The sequence below is a fragment of the Sphingomonas lenta genome (genome assembly GCF_002288825.1).
Lineage (GTDB): Bacteria > Pseudomonadota > Alphaproteobacteria > Sphingomonadales > Sphingomonadaceae > Sphingomonas > Sphingomonas lenta.
The window spans coordinates 85,952-106,112 of the sequence record NZ_NSLI01000003.1; the positions used below are offsets into that span (position 1 = coordinate 85,952).

General features: G+C 69.8%; 19 protein-coding genes. 9 read left to right on the plus strand and 10 right to left on the minus strand.

Going from position 1 to position 20,161, the window contains the following annotated elements:
- Window positions 1-113 precede the first annotated feature (113 nt).
- The gene (locus CKY28_RS07675) at window positions 114-1,202 is read left to right on the plus strand and encodes an alkene reductase (protein ID WP_095997775.1); all 1,089 of its coding nucleotides are present in this window, start codon (window positions 114-116) and stop codon (window positions 1,200-1,202) included.
- Here the strand turns inward: CKY28_RS07675 and CKY28_RS07680 are convergent.
- From CKY28_RS07680 to CKY28_RS07705, 6 genes are all read right to left on the minus strand, one after another.
- Window positions 1,181-2,014, minus strand: a complete 834-nt coding sequence (locus CKY28_RS07680) for an NmrA family NAD(P)-binding protein (RefSeq protein WP_095997776.1) — start codon at window positions 2,012-2,014, stop codon at window positions 1,181-1,183. The genes CKY28_RS07675 and CKY28_RS07680 overlap by 22 nt on opposite strands.
- Window positions 2,015-2,191: 177 nt before the next feature.
- Window positions 2,192-2,611, minus strand: coding sequence for a 6,7-dimethyl-8-ribityllumazine synthase (gene ribH / locus CKY28_RS07685; RefSeq protein WP_095997777.1), 420 nt, complete (start codon window positions 2,609-2,611; stop codon window positions 2,192-2,194).
- Window positions 2,612-2,740: 129 nt separating this feature from the next.
- On the minus strand, window positions 2,741-3,880 hold the full coding sequence (gene ribB, locus CKY28_RS07690; RefSeq protein WP_095997778.1) for a 3,4-dihydroxy-2-butanone-4-phosphate synthase: 1,140 nt from the start codon (window positions 3,878-3,880) through the stop codon (window positions 2,741-2,743).
- Entirely contained in the window at window positions 3,870-4,475 is a 606-nt protein-coding gene (locus CKY28_RS07695; protein WP_095997779.1) for a riboflavin synthase, read from the minus strand. The genes ribB and CKY28_RS07695 overlap by 11 nt, the downstream gene beginning before the upstream one ends.
- A complete protein-coding gene (gene ribD / locus CKY28_RS07700) occupies window positions 4,475-5,509 on the minus strand; it encodes a bifunctional diaminohydroxyphosphoribosylaminopyrimidine deaminase/5-amino-6-(5-phosphoribosylamino)uracil reductase RibD (RefSeq protein WP_095997780.1) in 1,035 nt (344 codons plus the stop codon). Before ribD ends, CKY28_RS07695 begins: the two co-directional genes overlap by 1 nt.
- A 17-nt stretch (window positions 5,510-5,526) precedes the next feature.
- A complete protein-coding gene (locus CKY28_RS07705; protein ID WP_095997781.1) occupies window positions 5,527-5,874 on the minus strand; it encodes a hypothetical protein in 348 nt (115 codons plus the stop codon).
- A 58-nt stretch (window positions 5,875-5,932) separates the two neighbouring features.
- On the opposite strand from CKY28_RS07705, the gene CKY28_RS07710 reads away from it, so the two are divergent.
- Window positions 5,933-6,547: a YbhB/YbcL family Raf kinase inhibitor-like protein gene (locus CKY28_RS07710; RefSeq protein WP_095997782.1), complete on the plus strand. Its 615-nt coding sequence runs from the start codon at window positions 5,933-5,935 to the stop codon at window positions 6,545-6,547.
- A 410-nt stretch (window positions 6,548-6,957) separates the two neighbouring features.
- On the opposite strand, the gene CKY28_RS07715 is transcribed toward CKY28_RS07710, so the two are convergent.
- Window positions 6,958-7,959 carry a GGDEF domain-containing protein gene (locus CKY28_RS07715; RefSeq protein WP_095997783.1) on the minus strand — a complete coding sequence of 334 codons (1,002 nt, stop codon included), beginning with the start codon at window positions 7,957-7,959 and terminating at the stop codon, window positions 6,958-6,960.
- Window positions 7,960-8,023: 64 nt separating this feature from the next.
- On the minus strand, window positions 8,024-8,545 hold the full coding sequence (locus CKY28_RS07720) for a peroxiredoxin (protein WP_095997784.1): 522 nt from the start codon (window positions 8,543-8,545) through the stop codon (window positions 8,024-8,026).
- 168 nt (window positions 8,546-8,713) lie between these two features.
- On the opposite strand from CKY28_RS07720, the gene CKY28_RS07725 reads away from it, so the two are divergent.
- The 7 genes from CKY28_RS07725 (at window position 8,714) to CKY28_RS07755 (ending at window position 16,328) form a co-directional block, all read left to right on the plus strand.
- A complete protein-coding gene (locus CKY28_RS07725; protein WP_095997785.1) occupies window positions 8,714-9,514 on the plus strand; it encodes an inositol monophosphatase family protein in 801 nt (266 codons plus the stop codon).
- Window positions 9,515-9,638: 124 nt separating this feature from the next.
- Window positions 9,639-9,842: a 50S ribosomal protein L35 gene (gene rpmI, locus CKY28_RS07730; protein ID WP_095997786.1), complete on the plus strand. Its 204-nt coding sequence runs from the start codon at window positions 9,639-9,641 to the stop codon at window positions 9,840-9,842.
- Between the two features lie 17 nt (window positions 9,843-9,859).
- Window positions 9,860-10,225: a 50S ribosomal protein L20 gene (gene rplT / locus CKY28_RS07735; RefSeq protein WP_095997787.1), complete on the plus strand. Its 366-nt coding sequence runs from the start codon at window positions 9,860-9,862 to the stop codon at window positions 10,223-10,225.
- A gap of 92 nt (window positions 10,226-10,317) precedes the next feature.
- Window positions 10,318-11,391, plus strand: coding sequence for a phenylalanine--tRNA ligase subunit alpha (pheS, locus tag CKY28_RS07740; protein ID WP_095997788.1), 1,074 nt, complete (start codon window positions 10,318-10,320; stop codon window positions 11,389-11,391).
- A complete protein-coding gene (gene pheT / locus CKY28_RS07745; RefSeq protein WP_095997789.1) occupies window positions 11,388-13,817 on the plus strand; it encodes a phenylalanine--tRNA ligase subunit beta in 2,430 nt (809 codons plus the stop codon). Before pheS ends, pheT begins: the two co-directional genes overlap by 4 nt.
- 7 nt (window positions 13,818-13,824) lie before the next feature.
- Entirely contained in the window at window positions 13,825-14,688 is an 864-nt protein-coding gene (locus tag CKY28_RS07750) for an aldose 1-epimerase family protein (RefSeq protein ID WP_095997790.1), read from the plus strand.
- Between the two features lie 113 nt (window positions 14,689-14,801).
- Window positions 14,802-16,328, plus strand: a complete 1,527-nt coding sequence (locus CKY28_RS07755; protein ID WP_095997791.1) for a peptide chain release factor 3 — start codon at window positions 14,802-14,804, stop codon at window positions 16,326-16,328.
- Here CKY28_RS07755 and CKY28_RS07760 read toward each other — a convergent pair.
- Window positions 16,325-17,587: a spinster family MFS transporter gene (locus CKY28_RS07760; RefSeq protein WP_095998546.1), complete on the minus strand. Its 1,263-nt coding sequence runs from the start codon at window positions 17,585-17,587 to the stop codon at window positions 16,325-16,327. The two genes, CKY28_RS07755 and CKY28_RS07760, sit on opposite strands and share 4 nt — an antisense overlap.
- Window positions 17,588-17,735: 148 nt before the next feature.
- Window positions 17,736-20,147, minus strand: a complete 2,412-nt coding sequence (locus tag CKY28_RS07765) for a TonB-dependent receptor (RefSeq protein WP_095997792.1) — start codon at window positions 20,145-20,147, stop codon at window positions 17,736-17,738.
- Between the last annotated feature and the right edge of the window lie 14 nt (window positions 20,148-20,161).

The following is a 20,161-nucleotide window of genomic DNA, read 5'->3' on the forward strand; positions in this document are numbered from 1 at the left end:
GCCCGAAGCTGGCCGTCGAAGCTTGATAGATTTGTTTGGGCCGGCGGCGGGTCGCATGCCGCCCCCTAGCCGCCTATCTCCGCGCGGCAAACAGGCACATCAGGGAAGGTCACATGCCCAGCCTCTTCGACCCCGTCCGGATCGGCGCGATCCACGCGCCCAACCGCATCCTCATGGCCCCGCTGACCCGCGGCCGCGGCACGCGTGCGCATGTGCCGACGCCGTTGATGGCTGAGTATTACGCGCAGCGCGCCGAGGCGGGGCTGATCATCTCGGAGGCGACGGGCATCAGCCGCGAAGGCCTGGGCTGGCCCTATGCACCGGGCCTGTGGACGGACGAGCAGACGGAGGGCTGGGTGCCCGTCGTCGAAGCGGTGCACGCGGCCGGCGGGCGCATCGTCGCGCAGCTATGGCATATGGGACGGCAGGTGCACTCCTCCGTCATCGGTACCCAACCCGTCTCCGCGTCGGCGACGATCAGCCCCGGCAAGGTCCATACCTATGAGGGCCGCCAGCCCTTCGAGACCGCCCGCGCGCTCGACGCCGCGGAGATCGGGCGCATCCTCGACGACTATGCCCGCGCGACGCGGAACGCGATCGCGGCCGGGTTCGACGGGGTGCAGGTGCACGCCGCCAATGGTTACCTGATCGACCAATTTCTGCGCGACGGGTCGAACCAGCGCAGCGACGCGTACGGCGGCGCGCCTGAGAACCGCATCCGCCTGCTCCGCGAGGTCGTGGAGCGCGTCGCGTCTGTCGCCGGGCCGGAGCGCACGGGCGTGCGCCTGTCGCCCAACGGCGAGAGCCAGGGTGTGGACGACTCGGACCCGGCGTCGGTGTTCGTGCCCGCCGCGCGCGCCCTGGACGAGATCGGAATCGCGTTCCTCGAGTTGCGCGAGCCGGGGCCGGAGGGGACGTTCGGCCGCACCGATGTGCCCAAGCAGTCGCCCGCGATCCGCGATGCGTATCGCGGCGTGCTCGTGCTCAACTCCGACTACACGGACGCGCACGGCCAGGCGGCGCTGGACGCGGGTGCCGCGGACGCGATCGCCTATGGCCGGCCGTTCATCGCCAATCCCGACCTGGTCGAGCGTTTCCGCCGCAAGCTGCCGCTGGCGGCGGACGACATGAAGACCTGGTACAGCCAGGGGCCGGAAGGTTATGTCGACTACCCGCCCTATCAGGCCCAGGCGGCGGAATAGGCGCGCGCGAAGTCGCGTATGTCGCGCGGGCGGCGGGCGAGCAGGCGCTCCAGCGTCGGATCGACGCCCGCCGCCAGCCCCAGGCGCGCGATCAGGCCGATGCTGGTCATGATCAGTGCCAGGGGCACGGGCGCGCCGACGCGGCGGGCGTGGCGGAAGAAGCCGGGGAGCGAGGGCGTGCGCGCCGCGACGGGACGGCCGAGGACTTCGCCTAGCGCGGTGGCGACCTCCGGCAACGTCAGCGGGTCGGGGCCGGTCAGCGTGTAGGCGCGGCCGTCGTGCCCGCGGTCCAAGAGGATGCGCGCGGTCGCTTCGCCGATGTCGCGTACGTCGACGTAAGCGGTGTACGAGCGCCCGCCGGGTCCGACCAGCTCGCCGCGCCGAATCCCGTCGCGATAGACGGGAACAGTGGCGAAGTTCTGCATGAAGTCGTTGGCGCGAAGATGCGTCCAGCCCAGGCCGGACGCCTCCACTACGCGCTCCAGCCCGCGATGCGGCAACATCGGCAGCCGGTCGGCGTTGCGGATCGACAGGAATGCGACGCGCTCGACACCCCGCGCCTTCGCGGTCGCGAGCAACGCCCGGAACCGCTCGCGCGCCCGGGGCAGGGCAGGCGGCAGCATCAGGAACAGTGTGCGCACGCCGTCGAGGGCCGGGGCGAAGCTGGTAGGGTCGGCGAAATCGAGCCGGCGCTGGTCGGGTCTGAGCGCGTCCGCGCGGCTCGTCGCTGCGACGGCGGGCGCGCCTTGCTCCCTGAGCGCGGCCAGCACCGCACCGCCCACCGTTCGGCTCGCGCCCGTGACTAGGATCATGAGAAAGTAACGCGCCAGCCATCACTCGTTCCCCTCTCCCACTTTCGCGGGAGAGGGAGAGACGCGCCGTAGGCGCGGCAAGGGTGAGGGCCTGTTCCTCGGGATGCGCCCTGCCCAGGCCCTCACCCTGCTGCTTCGCAGCTGTCCCTCTCCCGCGAAAGCGGGAGAGGGCTGAGGTCAGGCGAAGCGCTCGCGCAACTTCAGCATCGCCAGCGCCGCCTCCGTTGCGTCGCCGCCCTTGTCGAGTTGGGCCGGGTCGGCGCGGCGGAGCGCTTGCGCCTCGTTCTCGACCGTCAGGATGCCGTTGCCGATCGCCAGGCCGTCCAGGGTCAGCGCCATGATGCCGCGCGCGCTCTCGTTGCTGACGACCTCGAAATGGTAGGTCTCGCCGCGGATGATGACGCCGAGCGCGACGTACGCGTCGTAGCGGCCCGTCTCCGCCGCGAGCGCGAGCGCGCCGGGAACCTCCAGCGCGCCGGGGACGGTGACGGTCTCGTGCGCGTGGCCGGCGGCCTCGATCGCGGCGCGTGCGCCGGCCAGGAGGAGGTCGTTCAGGTGGTCGTAGAAGCGCGCTTCGACGATCAGGACGCGGGCCATTCTTCTTCCTTCTTCCGTCATGCTGAACTTGTTTCAGCATCCAGCGTGGTGCGGACGACCAGCAGTGGTCGAGGTCGTCACCCTGGACCCTGAAACAAGTTCAGGGTGACGCACGGGGGCGAGGGCGGGTCAGCCCTCCCCGCCCGGAATCGGCCGCTCGCCGACGATGCTCAGGCCGTAGCCGTCCAGGCCCACCAGCGTGTGGTGGGTGTTGGTGAGGAGCACCATCTCCTCCACGCCGAGCTCGGTTAGGATCATGGCACCCACGCCGTAATCGCGCAGCTCCTCCATGTCGGGGACGGGCTGGCCGGCCTTGGCGCGCACCGCGGCGGTGAAGACATCGCTGCGCGGCTTGTTGATGACGACGATCACGCCCGCGCCCTCGGCGGCGATCATCTCCATGGAGCGGGCGAGCTGGCCGGCGCGCGGGTCCGTTTCGCCGAACAGGTCGGAGAAGGGGTTGAGCGCGTGCATGCGCACCAGCGTCGGCTTGCTCGGGTCGACGCGGCCCTTGACCAGCGCGACCTGCTCGGTGCCGGCCGCCTTGTTCCAGAAGGTGATCGCGGTCCACTCGCCGCCCCAGCGGCTGGTGAAGCGCGCCTCGGCGCGGCGCTCGACGAGGTGGTCGTAGCGGCGGCGGTACGCGATGAGGTCGCGGATCGTGCCGATCTTGAGGCCGTGCAGCTGCGCAAAGGCGACGAGGTCGTCCATGCGCGCCATGGTGCCGTCCTCGTTCATGATCTCGCAGATCACGCCCGAGGGGTTGAGACCCGCCAGCCGCGACACGTCGACCGCGGCCTCAGTATGGCCCGCGCGGACGAGTACACCGCCGTCCTTCGCCACCAGCGGAAAGACGTGGCCGGGCGTGACGATCTCGTCGCGGCCCTTGGAGCTGTCGATCGCCACCGCGACCGTGCGCGCGCGGTCGGCGGCCGAGATGCCGGTGGTGACCCCGTCGCGCGCCTCGATCGAGACGGTGAAGGCCGTCTCGTGCCGCGTGCCGTTGTTGCGGCTCATGAGGTCCAGGCCGAGCTCGTCGACGCGGCGCTTGGAGAGCGCGAGGCAGATCAGCCCGCGGCCGTGGCGGGCCATGAAGTTGATCTTCTCCGGCGTCGCCATCTGCGCGGGGATGACGAGGTCGCCCTCGTTCTCCCGGTCCTCGTCGTCGACGAGGATGAACATGCGGCCGTTCTTGGCCTCGTCGATGATCTCCTCCGGCGACGACAGGAAAGCGTGGCGCAGGCGGATGGGCGCGGGGTTAGCGGCCACGATAGTGCTCCATGCGTTGGAGGTAGCGGGCGAGGACGTCGATTTCGATGTTGACGGCCTGTCCCGGCTGAAGGTCGCCCAAGGTGGTGGCGGTCTGGGTATGCGGGATGACGTTGACGGAGAAGTGCGTGCCGTCGTCGCGGTCGTCGACCTGGTTGACGGTGAGCGAGACGCCGTCGACCGTCACCGACCCTTTGGGCGCGAGAAACGGGGCGAGCTCGCGGCTGACGGAGAAGCCGATGCGCTTGGAGTCGCCTTCCGGGTAGACGCCGACGACCTCCGCGACGCCGTCCACGTGGCCGGTGACGATGTGGCCGCCCAGCTCGTCGCCGAGCTTCATCGCGCGTTCGAGGTTGAGTCTCCGACCGGCGCTCCACTGGCCCTGCGCGGTACGGCTGAGCGTCTCGCCCGACACGTCCACCGCGAACCAGCCGGGGCCCTTGTCGACCACCGTCAGGCACACGCCCGAACAGGCGATCGACGCGCCGAGGTCGACGGTGTCGGTGTCGAACGCCGTCTCGACCACGACGCGCACGTCGCCGCGCCGCTCGACTTGGCGGATCGCGCCGACGTCGGTGATTATGCCGGTGAACATCAGGCGCGCTCGTACACCTCGAGCCTGTCCGTGCCTAGCTGGCGCGCGTCGTGGAGCCGCCAGCGGCCGTGCGCGGACGCGAGGTCGGCGAGGCCGATGTCGCCGGTCGCGGGCAGGCCCGAGCCGAGGAGGATCGGCGCGCGGTAGAGGAGGAGGCGATCGACGAGGCCGGCGCGGAGGAACGCGGCGGCGGCTTGCGCGCCGCCCTCGACGAGGAGGTGATCGACGGCCGCGAGGTCGGCGATGGCGTGAGGGGAGGGGATCACTTCCCAGGTGCTCGTCTCGTCATCCCAGCGAAAGCTGGGATCGTCCTGGGAGTGAACGTCGCCCGTATTTTCCACGCGACCCCAGCTTTCGCTGGGGTGACGAGTTGTGGGCCGGGACGAAAGTACAACCCGCCGCGGCGACCTGTCCTCCACGCCCGTGAGCCGCACGTCGAGCCGGGGCCGGTCCGCGTCCCACGTCCCCCGACCGACCAGGATCGCCTCGTGCCGCGCGCGTTCGGCATGCGCGTGGGCGCGCGCTTCCGGCCCCGTGATCCAGCGCGACTCGCCGCTCGGTAGCGCGATGCGGCCGTCGAGCGACGTGGCGAGCTTGAGCGTGACGTGCGGCCGGCCATGGGTGCGCCGCGTCAGGAACCCCGCCATCGAACGCCGCGCCTCCGCCTCGCGCACGCCCGTCTCGACCGTGATGCCCGCCGTTCGAAGACGCTCGAATCCGTCGCCGTCGGTGCGCGGATCGGGATCGCCGGTGGCCGCGACGACCCGCGCCACGCCCGCCTCGACGAGCAGGTCGGAGCAGGTCGGCCCGCGGTGCGAGCGATGCGCGCAGGGCTCCAGCGTCGTGTAGCAGGTCGCGCCGCGCGATTTCTCGCCCGCCTGGCGCAGCGCCATCGCCTCCGCGTGCGGGCGTCCGCCGGGCTGCGTCCAGCCGCGCCCGACGACGCGGCCGTCGCGCACGAGGACGCAGCCGACGTTCGGATTCGGCGCGGTGCGCCCCCGTCCGCGCTCGCCCAGACCGAGCGCGGCGCCCATCCACGCTCGATCGTCGCTCAGAAGCCGTAGCTCTTCAGCTTGTCGTCGAGCCGCTTGAACGACGCCTGGCGCTCGGCCGCGCGGCGCTCGATCTCGGCCATCCGCTTGCGCTTCTCGGCCTGGTCGATCCTCTGCTGCGCCGTGATCTCCGCGTCCGTGCGATTGAGCGTATACTGCTCGACATAGATGATGTCGGGCCGGTACTCCGTCTCGAAGTTGCTGTCGCGCGCGAAGGCGTAGATGAGCGTCAGCGTGATCGCCATGGCCAGCACGAGAAAGACCAGCTCAATCGGACCGCGCTCGGCGAAGAACAGGCGCAGGTCCTTGAACGCGCGCACCGGCGATAGGCGGCTGAAATACTGCATATAACCCGAATGTAGGCCCGCTGCGTCCGAGTTGCGAGCCCGGACGTTGAACCCGCCGATGCTGGAACACGTGCCAGGTTGGCTGGGCCGCAGCCTATCGGGCTTCCGCGCGGGCGTGGACAAGCTCGCGATCGCGGAGCTCGGTTCGGGCGTGCCCGAGCTGGAGCTGATGAGCCCCGCCTTTCCACACGGCGGCCGCCTGCCGCCGCGCTTCACCGCGGACGGGGAGGGCTGGTCGCCGCCGCTCGTCTGGACCGCCCCGCCCGAGGGTACGGCGAGCCTGGCGCTCCTGGTCGAGGACGCGGACGCGCCGACGCCGCAGCCGATCGCGCACGCGGTCGTCTGGGGGCTCGCGCCGGAAGCGGGCCAGTTCGTGGAAGGCGGGATCGCGCCCGACGGCGACGGGTGGAAAGGCCGGGACGTCGGCCGCAACTCGTTCCGGCGCGAGGGCTGGCTGCCGCCCGACCCGCCCACGGGTCACGGCGAGCACCGCTACTGCTTTCAGCTGTTCGCGCTGGACGCCGGCACGCCCGACCCGGGCGGTTCCCCGGGCCGGAGCGCGCTGGTGGAGGCGATGCGCGGCCATGTGCTGGCCGCCGGTCTGCTGGTGGGCACCTATTCCCGAGAGGAGCCGGCCCCTGTCGGGCCGGTCGGCTCGGGCGTGCGCGCCTGAGTTCAGGCTACGGGCGGCGCGCTGACCGCGACCAGCATCAGCGTGCCCGCGATGGACGCGACGCCGAAGAAGAAATTGCGGATCATGATGTTCGATCCCCGTGTGATGGGTGGTGTCGTTCGCGGTTCAGGCGATCGGAACGACGGGAACGGCGGCGCTGACGGCGAGCGCGGCGGTGAAGAGCGCGGCGGCGAGGCTGACGACGAAGCGCTGCGTGGACTGGTAGGTGGTCATGGCGTGTTCCTTCCTGTTTACCCGGCGGCTCGACCATTCGATCCGCCGATGCCAGGATGATTGCATCGCCCGTGCCAATTTCGCGAAATGAGTTGGATCAAGGACTTAGCGGCGCGCTTCCGAGCGGATTGGGATTCCGCACCACGTCCGACCGTGCGGCGCGCCAATTATCGGCGTCAGTCGACGCAGAGCCGGTCACGGCCGGTCGACTTGGCGGTATAGAGGAGCCGGTCGGCGCGTGCGAGCACGTCCTCCAGCCGTTCGTCGGCGCCGACCGCGGTAAGGCCCACGGACACGGTGACGCGGCCGATCATGCGGTCGGTCTCGCGCGAGCGGAAGCGCTTGGTGGCGACGCCCGCGCGCGCGTCCTCCAGGAGCTCGGCCGCGCGCTCTACGGTCAGTCCCTCGATCAGCACCACGAACTCCTCGCCGCCGTGCCGCGCGACCAGGTGGCCATCGCAGGAGACGCGCAGCGTGTCGGCGATGGCGGTGAGCACCCGGTCTCCGACCCCGTGTCCGAAGCCGTCGTTGATGCGCTTGAACCGGTCGACGTCGCACAAGGCCAGGCACAGCCGCCCGCCCTGCTTGGCGGCATAGGCCTCCTCGAACGCGCGGCGGTTGGGCAGGCCGGTCAGCGGGTCGCGCCTGGCGACGACGCGCGCCTCGGCGAGCTTGGCGCGCAGCTCGTCCGTCTCGCGCGTAGCGTCGGCCAGCCGGCGCTCCGACTCGGCGATGCGCCCGAGCATCGCGCCCGTGATCCGCGCCAGCTCCGCCATGCCGGGCGTGGGGCCCGCGCGGCGCATCTCCTCCGCTCGGGCGGCGAGGTCGCGGCCGAAGTCGCGCGTCTCGTCGTGCATGGCGCGCATGACGTTCGCCAAGTCTTCGACCTGCGCGTGCGTCTCCTCGACCAGCCGGCCGGTGTTCTCCGCCTCCTCGGCCGCGCCCTCGCGCACGGCGCCGCCCAGCGATTCGATATCGCTGCGGCTCAGGCGGACGCCGTCGTCCGTCAGCTCGGCCACCGCCTTGGCGAGCGGGCCGGCGGGGTCGCTCAGCACGGTGTAGGCGAAGCTGTAATGCGCCGGTTCTGGGCTCAGCCGCTGATCGTGCAGGAACGCACCGATCCGCGAGAACAGGTCCCCGCCGCTCGCTTCCCCATTCTGCGCCACCGCGCGCCGCATTCCCGACCTCTTGCCCGATAACTTACGTCACCGTGCCGGATAGCGCGCAATCGTTAGAAACTCGTCACCGTAGCTTCTTCACCGCGGCTAGCGTCAGGTCGACATGCTGGGCCGGGCTCATCGCGTCGTGGACGAAGGCGATCCGCCCGTCGCGGCCGATGACATAGCTGGTGCGGCTGGTGACGGTGCGCCCCTGGATGGGCTTGGGATAGGCGACGTCATAGCCCTTCACCACCGCCGGCCCCGCGCTCGCGACCGCGAACTTGCCCGCGCACTCGGTCGCGGAGAACTTCACCAGCGGCTCGATCGGGTCGGCCGACATGCCGATCACCGTCGCGCCCGCTGCCTTGAACTCGTCCACCTTGGCCGCGAAGGCGCGCGCCTCGGCGTTGCACCCGCTCGTGAAGGCGGCGGGGAAGAAATAGAGCACCACCGGCCCGCGCTTGAGCTGCTGCGCTAGGTTGACGGTGAACACCTTGCCCCCGATCGCGCCCCGCGTGGTGAAGTCGGGCGCCTTGGCGCCGGGGGCGAGCGCCGCGACGGCGGGGCTGGCGAGGAGGGCGGCGGCGAGCATGAGGCGGCGCATGGGTGTTCTCCCGGAAAGGGCGGATCGTTGATCCCACTCCTACCCGTTCGTGCTGAGCTTGTCGAAGCACCGTCCTTCTTGTCGAGAGTGAAAAGAAGAGCAGCCCTTCGACAAGCTCGGGGCGAACGGAAGGTTGTTAGCTTCACTATCCACTCGTATCGCCCGCCGATGCGCGTGACCCAGGCCGATCTCGACCTCGCCCAGCGCCTCGCCGACGCGGCGGGGGCGGCGATCCGACCCTATTTCCGGAATGAGCACGGCGCGGAGGAGAAGGAGGACGGCTCGCCCGTCACGCTCGCCGACCGCGCGGCCGAGGCGGCGATGCGCCGGTTGCTCGACGCGGAGGCGCCCGGCGACGGCGTGGTGGGCGAGGAATATGGCGAGAAGCCGGGCGTCACCGGCCGGCGCTGGGTGCTCGACCCGGTCGACGGCACACGCAGCTTCACCGCCGGCCGGCCGATCTTCGGCACGCTGATCGCGCTGGTGCACGAGGGCTGGCCGGTGCTGGGCGTCATCGACCAGCCGATAGCAGCCGAGCGCTGGCTGGGCGCAGCGGGGCGGCCGACGACGTTCAACGGCGCACCCGTCCATACGCGCGTCTGCCCGGAGCTCAGGGGCGCGATGCTGGCGACCACCAGCCCGCACCTGTTCACCGACGCCGACGTGCCGCATTACATGGCGCTGGTCGCCGCGGTGTACGGCACCAAGACGGGGCAGGGGCCCATTTATGGCGGCGACTGCTACAATTACGGTCTCCTGGCGAGCGGCTGGCTCGACTTGGTATGCGAATCGGGGCTCAAGCTCCACGACTTCGCCGCGCTCGCGCCCATCGTCGAGGGCGCGGGCGGGCGCATGTGCGACTGGAACGGCGACCCGCTCACCGCCGACGCGCAAGGCCATGTGCTGGCGATCGGCGACCCGGCGCGGACGGACGACGTGCTGGAGGCTTTGAGGGCCGTACCCGGCTGACCCCGTTGCCTTTTCGCAAGCGTGCGGCTATGCGCCCCGCTTCCCGAGCGACGAGGAACAAGGACTGCCCGGCCAACTAGGGCTGCCGCGGCCGTCTTTTCGTCGCCAGCGCAAAGGAGTGAAAATGCCCAAGCTCAAGACCAAGAGCGGCGTGAAGAAACGCTTCAAGATGACCGCCACCGGTAAGCTCAAGCACGGCGTCGCCGGCAAGCGCCACCGGCTCATCAGCCACAACGGCAAGTACATCCGCCAGAACCGCGGCATGACCGTCCTGTCCGACGCCGACACCAAGACGGTGAAGGCCTGGGCCCCCTACGGCCTGAACTGAGCGGAGGAGACTGAACCATGGCACGCGTCAAGCGCGGTGTGACCACCAAGGCCAAGCACAAGAGGATTTTGGAGCAGGCCAAAGGCTATTACGGCCGCCGCAAGAACACCATCCGCATCGCCCGCCAGGCCGTCGAGAAGGCCGGGCAGTACGCCTATCGCGACCGCAAGGTGAAGAAGCGCACCTTCCGCGGCCTCTGGATCCAGCGCATCAACGCCGGCGTCCGCGCCGAGGGCCTGACCTACTCGCAGTTCATGCACGGGCTGAAGCTCGCGGGCATCGAGCTCGACCGGAAGGTGCTCGCCGACATCGCGATGAACGAGGAAGCGGCGTTTACCGCCATCATCGCGCAGGCGAAGGCGGCTCTGCCCCAGGCCGCCTGAACGGCGACCTGCGACACAAGCGCACGACAAGGGGCGTCGGTGGTTCACCACCGGCGCCCTTTTCGTTATCGGGCCCGCGACCAAGGACTGGCATGACCGACATCGAAACACTTCACGACCGTTTGCTCGCGGACACGGCCGACGCCGACACGCTCGACAAGCTCGAAGCCGTACGCGTGGGCGCGCTGGGCAAGCAGGGCAGCATCACCGCGCTCCTGAAGACGCTGGGCGGCATGACGCCGGAGCAGCGCCAGAGCGAGGGCCCGCGCATCCATGGGCTTCGCGAGGCGATCACCGCGGCGATCACCGGCCGCAAGGCGCGGCTGGAGCAGGACGCGCTCGACGCGCGGCTGGCGAGCGAGAAGCTCGACCTGACGCTCCCCGTGGACCTGCCGGCGCCCGGCACCGTCCACCCGGTGAGCCAAGTAATGGACGAGCTCGCCGAGATCTTCGCCGACCTCGGTTTCGCCGTCGCTACGGGTCCGGAGATCGAGGATGACTGGCACAACTTCTCCGCGCTCAACATCCCCGACACGCATCCCGCGCGGGCGATGCAGGACACCTTTTATCTGGCGGGCGAGCACGAGCCGCCTATGGTGCTCCGCACGCACACCAGCCCCGTGCAGATCAGGACGATGCTCGCGCAAAAGCCGCCGATCCGCGTCATCGCGCCGGGTCGCGTTTACCGTTCCGACTGGGACGCGACGCACACGCCCATGTTCCACCAGGTCGAGGGGCTGGTGATCGACAAGGGAATCACGCTCGGCCACCTCAAATGGACGCTGGAGACGTTCCTGCGCGCCTTTTTCGAGCGCGACGACATCGTGCTGCGCCTGCGCCCGAGCTACTTTCCCTTCACCGAGCCCTCGGCGGAGGTCGATGTCGGCTACACGATGCGGAACGGCCGCCGCGTGCTCGGCGGGTCGGAGGGATGGATGGAGCTGCTCGGCTCCGGCATGGTCCATCCGCGCGTTATCGAGGCGTGCGGGCTCGATCCGAACGAGTGGCAGGGCTTCGCGTTCGGCGTCGGCGTCGACCGTCTGGCAATGCTCAAATACGGCATGGACGACCTCAGGCCGTTCTTCGAGAGCGACGTGCGCTGGCTCAAGCATTACGGCTTCAGCGCGCTCGACGTGCCCACGCTGTCGGGAGGAGTGGGGGCATGAAGTTCACGCTGAGCTGGCTCAAGGAGCATCTAGAGACTAGCGCCTCGCTCGACGAGATCGTCGACGCGCTGACCCGCGTCGGCCTCGAGGTCGAGGGCGTCGCTGATCCGGGCGCGAAACTCGGCGCGTTCCGCGTCGCGCGGGTGCTCACCGCCGAGCGCCACCCGCAGGCCGACAAGCTCCAGGTGCTCTCCGTCGACGCGGGCGACGGCCCCGTACAGGTCGTGTGCGGCGCGCCCAATGCGCGCGCCGGCATGCTGGGCGTGTTCGGCGCGCCGGGCGCGTACGTCCCCGGCTCCGACATCACGCTCAAGATCGCCGCGATCCGCGGGGTCGAGTCGAACGGCATGATGTGCTCCGAGCGCGAGCTGGAACTGGGCGAGGGTCACGACGGCATCATCGAGCTGCCCGCCGACGCGCCGGTGGGCACGTCTTTTCCCGACTATGCGGGGCTGAACGATCCGGTGATCGACGTGTCGGTCACGCCCAACCGCCAGGACTGCATGGGCGTGCGCGGGATCGCGCGCGACCTCGCCGCGGCGGGGCTGGGCGCGCTTAAACCGTTCCACGTGAAACATATTCCGGGCGAGGATGTCGGCCCCGAGGTGCGGACCGACGACCCGGAAGGTTGTCCGGCCTTCTATGGGCAGGCGGTCTCGGGCGTTCGGAACGGCGACTCACCCGACTGGATGCGCCGCCGCCTCCTCGCGATCGGGCAGAAGCCGATCTCGGCGCTGGTCGACGTCACTAACTACGTCATGATTGACCTCGGCCGTCCGCTGCACGTCTACGACCGCGCCAAGCTCCAGGGCGGGCTCGTCGCGCGGAAAGCGCGGGCAGGCGAGCAGGTCGTGGCGCTGAACGGCAAGACCTACACGCTCGGCGAAGGCATGACCGTCATCGCCGACGAGGCGGAGGTGCACGACATCGGCGGTATCATGGGCGGCGAGCATTCCGGCGTCAGCTCGGGCACCACCGACGTGCTGATCGAGTGCGCGTACTTCGACCCCGACCACATCGCGCGCACCGGCCAGAAGCTCGGTCTGACCAGCGACGCGCGCCAGCGGTTCGAGCGCGGTGTCGACCCGGCGTTCCTCGACGACGGGCTCGCGCACGCGACCGCGCTGGTGCTGGAGATCTGCGGCGGCACGGCGTCCGAGGTCACGCGCGCGGGCGAGCCGCCGCTGGAGCCGCGCGTGATTCGCTACGACCCGCGGCTGTGCGACAGCTTGGGCGGGCTGCACGTGCCGCCCGAGCGACAGGCGCGCATCCTGCTATCGCTTGGCTTCAAGATGGGCGCGATCGACCACACCGACGCGTACAGCGACGCGCTGTTCGCGACCGTCGAGTCGCCCTGGCCCGTCACGGTGCCGACGTGGCGCCGCGACGTGGACGGCCCCGCCGACTTGGTCGAGGAGGTCATCCGCATTGAAGGCATTGACAAGGTGCCGAGCACCGCGCTGCCGCACCCGCCCGGTGTCGCCAAGCCGACCGCCACGCCCGAGCAGAAACTCGAGCGCCGCCTCCGCCGCGCCGCCGCCGCGCGCGGGCTCGACGAGGCGGTGACCTGGAGCTTCGTCTCCGGGGCGGAGGCCGCAGCCTTCGGCGGCGGCGCCTGGAGGATCGCCAACCCGATCAGCGAGGAACTCAAGGTGATGCGCCCCTCGCTGTTGCCGGGGTTGCTGAGCGCCGCGGCGCGCAATCTTCGGCAACTTCCAGGCGGCGGCGTGCGCCTGTTCGAGATCGGCCGCCGCTACCTCGCCGACGCGGAGCGCTCGACATTGGGCGTCGTGCTCGCCGGCGACCGCAGCCAACGCAACTGGCGCACGGGCAAGGCGACCGCCTACGACGCGTTCGACGCCAAGGCCGAAGCGCTGGCGCTGCTGGCGCAAGCCGGCGCGCCCGTCGACAACCTGCAGGTCTTGCCTGTCCCGAGCACCGTCGAGGGAGGCGAGGCGGGCGACGCCTGGCATCCGGGCCAGTCGGGCACGCTCCGGCTCGGGCCGAAGACGGTGCTCGCCGCCTTCGGCATGCTCCACCCCAAGACGCTCAAAGCGTTCGACCTCACCGGTCCCATCGCCGCGGTCGAGCTGTACCTGGACGCAATTCCGGCCAAGCGCACGCAAGGTTTCGCGCGCCCAGCCTACGCGCCGCCCGCGCTCCAGCCGGTGCGACGCGATTTCGCGTTCCTCGTGCCCGCCGAGCTCGCGGCCGATGCGCTGGTGCGCGCGATCAAGGGCGCGGACAAGGCGAACATCGTCTCAGCCCGCGTGTTCGACTTGTTTGAGAAGGACGGCGAGAAGTCGGTTGCGGTCGAGGTCGTGCTGCAACCGGGCGAGAAGAGCTTCACCGACGCCGACCTCAAAGCGGTGAGCGACAGGGTCGTCGCCGCGGCCGCCAAGCTGGGAGCAAGCTTACGTGGCTAGCCGTGAGATGGTGCGCATCGGGAACGGCCGACTCTCGGCCGCGATCAACCCGTTCGGCGCCGAGCTGAGCCATCTGGAGGATGCGGGCGGGCTCGAGCTGATGACCGACGCCGACCCGGCCTTCTGGACGGGGCGCGCGCCGCTCCTGTTTCCGATCGTCGGTCGCGTCCACGGTGACGCGATCCGGGTGGATGGCCGCGATTATCCGATGCCCAAACATGGGATCGCGCGCCGCTTGCTGTTCGAGGTCGCGCACGCGGGCGACACCGAGGCGCTGTTCGTGCTCGCCGACTCGGAGGAGACGCGGGTCGCTTACCCCTTCGCCTTTCGGCTGGAGGTCGGCTTCCGTCTCGACGGCGCGACGCTCGTGACCGAGGTGCAGATCGCGAACCCGGGCGAGCTCGATCTGCCCGTGCAGTTCGGCTTCCACCCCGCCTTCGCCTGGCCGCTTCCGTACGGCCGCCATCGCGCCGAGCACCGGATGCTGTTCGAGGCGGAGGAGACGCCCCTGCTCCGCGGCGTCACCCCCGACGGCTTCCTCACCGACCCCGAGCGGCCGAGCCCCGTGCAGGGCCGCGAGCTCAAGCTGGCCGACCACCTGTTCGAACACGACGCGCTCGTCTGGGACCCGGTCCGCTCCAAGCGGCTCTGCTACGGCGCGCCCGACGGTCCGCAGCTCGACATCGCCTTCGACGCGCCGCAGCTGGGCGTCTGGACGCTGCCCGGCGCGCGTTACGTCTGCGTCGAGCCCTGGCACGGCCATGCCGACCCGGAAGGCTTCGCGGGCGAGTTCCGCGACAAGCCGGGCGTGTTCACCGTCCCGCCCGGCGGCGAATGGCGCACCGCGATGAGCGTGACGCTGGTCGTCTGACGCCCTATATACACGCTTCCTCGTCACCCCGGCCCTGACCTGAGGTCCCGCTTCGCTGGTCGCGGAATCTCAGGTCAAGGCCGGGGTGACGTTTAGTTTGTGCAGGACCCTCGATGACCTCCCCCCGCCGCACCTTCGCGATCATCTCCCACCCCGACGCGGGCAAGACCACGCTGACCGAGAAGCTTCTCCTCGCGGGCGGCGCGATCCATCTCGCGGGCGAGGTCAAGGCCAAGGGCCAGCGCCGCCTCGCGCGGTCCGACTGGATGAAGATCGAGCAGCAGCGCGGCATCTCGGTCACCTCGTCGGTGATGACGTTCGAGACGGACGGGATTACCTTCAACCTGCTCGATACGCCGGGCCACGAGGACTTTTCGGAGGACACCTACCGCACGCTGACCGCCGTCGACTCCGCGGTGATGGTGATCGACGCCGCACGCGGCATCGAGGCGCAGACGAGAAAGCTGTTCGAGGTCTGCCGCCTGCGCTCCGTCCCCATCATCACCTTCGTGAACAAGGTGGACCGCGAGGGCCGCGACCCGTTCGCGCTCCTCGACGAGATCGCCGACGTGCTCGCGCTCGACGTGTGCCCGATGAGCTGGCCGGTCGGCATGGGCGGTTCGTTCCAGGGCGTGCTCAATTTGGAGACGGGCGGGGTGAGCCGCCCCGACGGCGACAGCCGCACCTTCCAGGGTCGCGTCGACACGAGCCCCGAGCTGCCGGCCGACGTCATCGAGGAGATCGAGCTGGCGCAGGGCGGCTACTCGTCATTCGACGCGGAAGCCTATCGCAACGGCGACCTCACACCCGTCTATTTCGGCTCGGCGCTGAAGGAGTTCGGCGTCGCCGACCTGATCGACGCGCTCGCCCGCCACGCGCCGCCGCCCCGACCGCAGCCCGCCGAGCCCGTGCCCGTCTCGCCGGAGTTGGGCGAGGTCACCGGCTTCGTGTTCAAGGTGCAGGCGAACATGGACCCGCAACACCGCGACCGCATCGCGTTCATGCGGCTCTGCTCAGGCACCTTCAAGCGCGGCATGAAGCTGACGCCGACCGGCCACGGCAAGCCGATCGCGGTGCACTCGCCCATCCTCTTCTTCGCGCAGAATCGCGAGGTCGCCGACGAGGCGTTCCCCGGCGACATCATCGGCATCCCCAACCACGGGACCTTGCGCGTCGGCGACACGCTGTCGGAGCGCGCGGGCGTGCGATTCACGGGGCTCCCCAATTTCGCGCCGGAAATTCTGCGCCGCGTCCAACTCAAGGACCCGACCAAGACCAAGCAGCTGCGCAAAGCGCTGGACGACATGGCCGAGGAGGGCGTGACGCAGGTCTTCTACCCGGAGATCGGGTCCAACTGGGTAATCGGCGTCGTCGGCCAGCTACAGCTCGACGTGCTGCTCTCGCGACTCGAGGCAGAGTACAAAGTCGCCGCCGCGCTCGAGCCCGCGCCGTTCGACACCGCGCGCTGGGTCTCGGCGGAGGACGCGGCGGATCTCAAGGCGTTCGCCGACCTGAACCGGAGCGCGATGGCCAAGGACCGCGACGGCAACCCGGTGTTCCTGGCGAAATCCGCCTGGGAGGTCGGCTATGTCCAGGACCGTTACCCCAAGGTGCGCTTCGCGGCGACCAGGGAGCGTTAGTCGACCCACCCCCGCCTGAGCGGCCTGACCGCCAGCAGCATCAGCAGCGCCGCGACGAGGTAGAACCCCACGCACGCCACCGCGGCGTAGCGCAGCGCCTCGATGCCGTAAGTCGATTTGAGCGCGTCTGACAGCGAGCCCATCAGCAGCGGCCCGACGCCCAGGCCAATCAGGTTGTTGATGAGCAGGAACGATGCGGAGGCCGTGGCCCTCTGGTGCTGGGGCACAAGGTGCTGGACCGCCGTCGTCACGGGCCCCAGCCACAGGATGTTCAAGCCGTTGGGGATGACCAGCAGCGCCCAGGCCAGCGTCAGCGACGGGCTGAGCAGGCCCGCCACGAACATGGGCGCGGTGACACCCCAAGCGATAGCGGGCAGCTTGGCGTACCAGCCCCGATCCGCCTGGCCCAGCCGATCCGCCAGGAACCCGCCCGCGACCACGCCCGCCACCCCGCCGACGAGCAGAAGCGAGCCGAAGAACTGGCCTGTCTCGATCAGGCCCAAGCCGAACGAGCGCTGCAGCACTGACGGCGTCCACAGCGCCAACCCGTAGCCGGTGAGCGACGAGAAGGACGCGGCGAACGCCATCAGCCAGAAGGCGGGCTTGCGCGCGAGCACCGGAAAGACCTCGAACAGCGCCGACAGTCTGACCGGCGAGCCCGTGCGGGGCAGGTCGCGCACCAGCCAGCGGAACACGGGGGCGAGCAGCAGTCCCGCCACCCCCATGACGATGAACGCCATGCGCCAGTCGACGAGCGAGGCGATATAGGCGCCGAACAGCGTGCCCGACGCCAAGCCGACGGGGACGCCCATCGAGTAGATGCCCAGCGCCCGCGCGCGCCGCTCCGGTGGGAAATAGTCGGCGATCAGCGCGTATGACGGCGCGACGCCGCCCGCCTCGCCGACACCCACGCCCAGCCGGAACAGGAAGAGCTGCCAGTAATTGGCCGCGATCCCGCACAGCGCGGTGAACAGGCTCCATACCGCCAGCGACGCCGCCACCACCCCCGACCGGCTCGTCCGGTCGGCGAGCAGGGCGAGCGGCACGCCTAGGAACGAGTAGAGCAATGCAAAGGCGAGCCCGCCGACCGCGCCGAACTGCGCGTCGGTGAGCCCGAGATCCGCCTTGATCGGCCCCGCCAGGATGCCGAGCATCTGCCGGTCGAGGAAGTTGAAGATGTAGACGAGGAGCAGCATGCCCAGGACGAGGTTGGGGTTCTGCCCGGCCGGCGCGGCTCCTCGCGCATTGGCTTGAGTCATCTGTATCTCCCCCGTCATGCCAGGCTCGACCCGGCATCCACGCGCGTCCGCTTGTTCGGGATCGCCTTCCCGAACAGAAGCGCCGCGCGTGGACCCCGGGTCAAGCCCGGGGTGACGAAAAGTTGAAACGGTGGCGGCCCGCTTCCGCTCAGAACTTCGCGGTCAGCGTCGCGAACACCTGGCGCGGGTTGCCGTAATAGGCGGTGAGCACGCCTTCCGCGCCCAGCGTCGGGATCAACCGCCCTTGCGCGTTGCGCAGGAAGTCGCCCGTGTCCGGGTTTTGCGCCAGGAAATTGTAGCCCGACACGATATACTCCTTGTCGAGTAGGTTGCGGCCGTGCACGCCGAGCGAGAAACGGTCGTCGATGTTCCAGACGACGTTCGCGTCGAGCAATCCGAACGCCGGCTGATCGAGGCCCGGCGTGCGCAGCTCGAACTGCTGCGTGAAGCTGCGGTAAGAGAGCGTCACGCTGGCGTCGACCGATCCCGCCCCGACCGGGACCGAGTAGCCGAGCGTCTCGGAGAAGGTGAACTCCGGCGTGTTCTGGATGCGGCGGCGGTTCGCCACGTCGATGCCGCGCGCGTCGATGAACCGGCGGTACTCGGCGTCCAGATAGCTGAACGAGCCCGCGAAGGTGACGCGGTCGCCCGCACCCGCCACGTCCTCGAACAGCGTGGCGCTGACCTCCGCCTCGAATCCGCGAATGCGCGCCTTGCCGGCGTTGGTGGTGATGCCGACGAACGTCTGCACGCCGTTCACCGTCTGCCCGACCGATCCGGGCACCTGCACGTTCGTGTAATCGGACTGGAAGGCGGCGAGCGCCAGGTTGACCCGCCGGTCGAGGAGCGACGCCTTGTAGCCGACCTCATAGGCGTCGACGCGTTCGGGGTCGAAGCTCAGGAACTCGAAGATGTCCGCCCGGTCGCCCTGCGCGCCGTTGCGGCCGTTGCGGTTCAGGTCGGGCGCGGCGGTGCCGACGCCGCGCGGGTCGAAGCCGCCGCCTTTGAAGCCTTGGCTGTAGCTCGCGTAGAAATTGTGGTCGGGCGTGGGCTTGAAGTTGACGCTCGCGCGCGGCGTGAACTCGCTGAAATCGGCCGAGCCGCGGAAATCCGTCTGCCGCACGATGGGCGCGGTCGTGCCGCCGAACGCGGGCGACGGCCCCAGATACACGTTGCGCACCACCTGCGAGGTGCGCGTGTCCCAGGTGTAGCGGCCGCCCACCGAGACGCTGAACTGCGGGCTCAGGTCGTAGGTGAAGTCGCCGAACACGGCGTAGGTGTCCGTCTTGACATTGCCCGAGGTGAGCGCGGTCAACCGGTTGGGCAGCCGCACGTCGAATACGGTGCGCGCGCGGGCGTCGAGGTAATAGAAGCCGACGAGCCCGTTAAAGCCGCCGAAGTCGACCAGCGCCTGCAGCTCCTGGCTGAACTGCTCGTTGTTGTAGAAGGCCGGCACGTCGACGTCGACCGCGGGCAGCGCGTCGAAGTCGATCGGCGTCGCCGAGTCGTCCTTGCGGTAGCCGGTAATCGACCGGACGATGAGCCAATCGGCGGGCTTCATCTCCGCGAAGAGCGAGCCGCCATAGGCCTCGACCTCCTGGCGCGGGTCGAGGAGACCGCCGCGCGAGTCGAACACGTCATCCAGCACGGGAAACTGGAAAGGGGCGGCCAGGTCCGGGATGATGCGATGCCCGCCGCGCGGTTCGGACTCGTCCTTGGTGTAATCGCCCGACAGGCGCAGGAAGAACTCGTCGGACGGCTCGATCTGGAGCGTGCCGCGCGCCGCCCAGATGTCCCGATTGTAGTTCTCGCGCCCCGTGGTGAGGTTGTCGCCGAACCCGCCGCGCGACAGCCTGGCGCCCGCCACGCCGACCTTGACCGTGCCGTCGCCGATCGGCGTCGACGCGCTCACCACGAGGTCGGCCTGATCATAGGTGCCGTAGGAGGCGCGCACCCGCGCCGTCGGCTCGTCGCCCAAGCGGCGGGTGACGTACTTGACCGCGCCGCCGATGGTGTTGCGGCCGTAGAGCGTGCCCTGCGGCCCGCGCAGCACCTCGATCCGCTCCACGTCGTAGATGTCGAGCACCGCCGCCTGTGGACGGTTGAGGTAGACGTCGTCCAGGTAGATGCCGACGCCCCCCTCGAACCCGGCGACCGGATCCTGCTGCCCGACGCCGCGGATGAAGGCGGTGAGCGTGTTGTTGGTGCCGCGCGAGACCTCCAGGGTGACGGATGGGGTCACGTTGGCGATGTCGGTGATGTCCAGGAAGCCCTGCGCCTCGAGCTGCGCGCCGGTGAAGGCCGACACCGCGATCGGCACGTCGAGCAGCGACTCCTCGCGACGGCGGGCGGTGACGACGATGTCGGCGACGTTGCGCTCGCCCGCCGCGCCCTCCTCGGTCGCGACATTGTTATCCGACTGCGCCTGCGTCGATTCGGATGCGGGGTTCACGTCCTGCGCGCCCGGCGCGCCGGTCCCGCCGCTGCTCTGCGCGAAAGCCGGAGCGGCGAGAAGCGCCGCGACCGCGGCCCCGAGTTGCAGATACGCCCGCGCCTTCATGGCTTTTCCTCCCT

What these genes read in the sequence shown, in the direction of transcription:
- CKY28_RS07750 (WP_095997790.1), top strand. Translation starts at nt 13,825, where the DNA reads ATGGTGCGCATCGGGAACGGCCGACTCTCGGCCGCGATCAACCCGTTC.
- CKY28_RS07755 (WP_095997791.1), top strand. Translation starts at nt 14,802, where the DNA reads ATGACCTCCCCCCGCCGCACCTTCGCGATCATCTCCCACCCCGACGCG.
- rpmI (WP_095997786.1), top strand. Translation starts at nt 9,639, where the DNA reads ATGCCCAAGCTCAAGACCAAGAGCGGCGTGAAGAAACGCTTCAAGATG.
- ribD (WP_095997780.1), bottom strand. Translation starts at nt 5,509, where the DNA reads ATGGGCGCCGCGCTCGGTCTGGGCGAGCGCGGACGGGGGCGCACCGCG.
- CKY28_RS07680 (WP_095997776.1), bottom strand. Translation starts at nt 2,014, where the DNA reads ATGATCCTAGTCACGGGCGCGAGCCGAACGGTGGGCGGTGCGGTGCTG.
- CKY28_RS07675 (WP_095997775.1), top strand. Translation starts at nt 114, where the DNA reads ATGCCCAGCCTCTTCGACCCCGTCCGGATCGGCGCGATCCACGCGCCC.
- CKY28_RS07710 (WP_095997782.1), top strand. Translation starts at nt 5,933, where the DNA reads ATGCTGGAACACGTGCCAGGTTGGCTGGGCCGCAGCCTATCGGGCTTC.
- CKY28_RS07725 (WP_095997785.1), top strand. Translation starts at nt 8,714, where the DNA reads ATGCGCGTGACCCAGGCCGATCTCGACCTCGCCCAGCGCCTCGCCGAC.
- rplT (WP_095997787.1), top strand. Translation starts at nt 9,860, where the DNA reads ATGGCACGCGTCAAGCGCGGTGTGACCACCAAGGCCAAGCACAAGAGG.
- pheS (WP_095997788.1), top strand. Translation starts at nt 10,318, where the DNA reads ATGACCGACATCGAAACACTTCACGACCGTTTGCTCGCGGACACGGCC.
- CKY28_RS07715 (WP_095997783.1), bottom strand. Translation starts at nt 7,959, where the DNA reads ATGCGGCGCGCGGTGGCGCAGAATGGGGAAGCGAGCGGCGGGGACCTG.
- CKY28_RS07695 (WP_095997779.1), bottom strand. Translation starts at nt 4,475, where the DNA reads ATGTTCACCGGCATAATCACCGACGTCGGCGCGATCCGCCAAGTCGAG.
- ribH (WP_095997777.1), bottom strand. Translation starts at nt 2,611, where the DNA reads ATGGCCCGCGTCCTGATCGTCGAAGCGCGCTTCTACGACCACCTGAAC.
- pheT (WP_095997789.1), top strand. Translation starts at nt 11,388, where the DNA reads ATGAAGTTCACGCTGAGCTGGCTCAAGGAGCATCTAGAGACTAGCGCC.
- CKY28_RS07720 (WP_095997784.1), bottom strand. Translation starts at nt 8,545, where the DNA reads ATGCGCCGCCTCATGCTCGCCGCCGCCCTCCTCGCCAGCCCCGCCGTC.
- CKY28_RS07760 (WP_095998546.1), bottom strand. Translation starts at nt 17,587, where the DNA reads ATGACTCAAGCCAATGCGCGAGGAGCCGCGCCGGCCGGGCAGAACCCC.
- CKY28_RS07705 (WP_095997781.1), bottom strand. Translation starts at nt 5,874, where the DNA reads ATGCAGTATTTCAGCCGCCTATCGCCGGTGCGCGCGTTCAAGGACCTG.
- CKY28_RS07765 (WP_095997792.1), bottom strand. Translation starts at nt 20,147, where the DNA reads ATGAAGGCGCGGGCGTATCTGCAACTCGGGGCCGCGGTCGCGGCGCTT.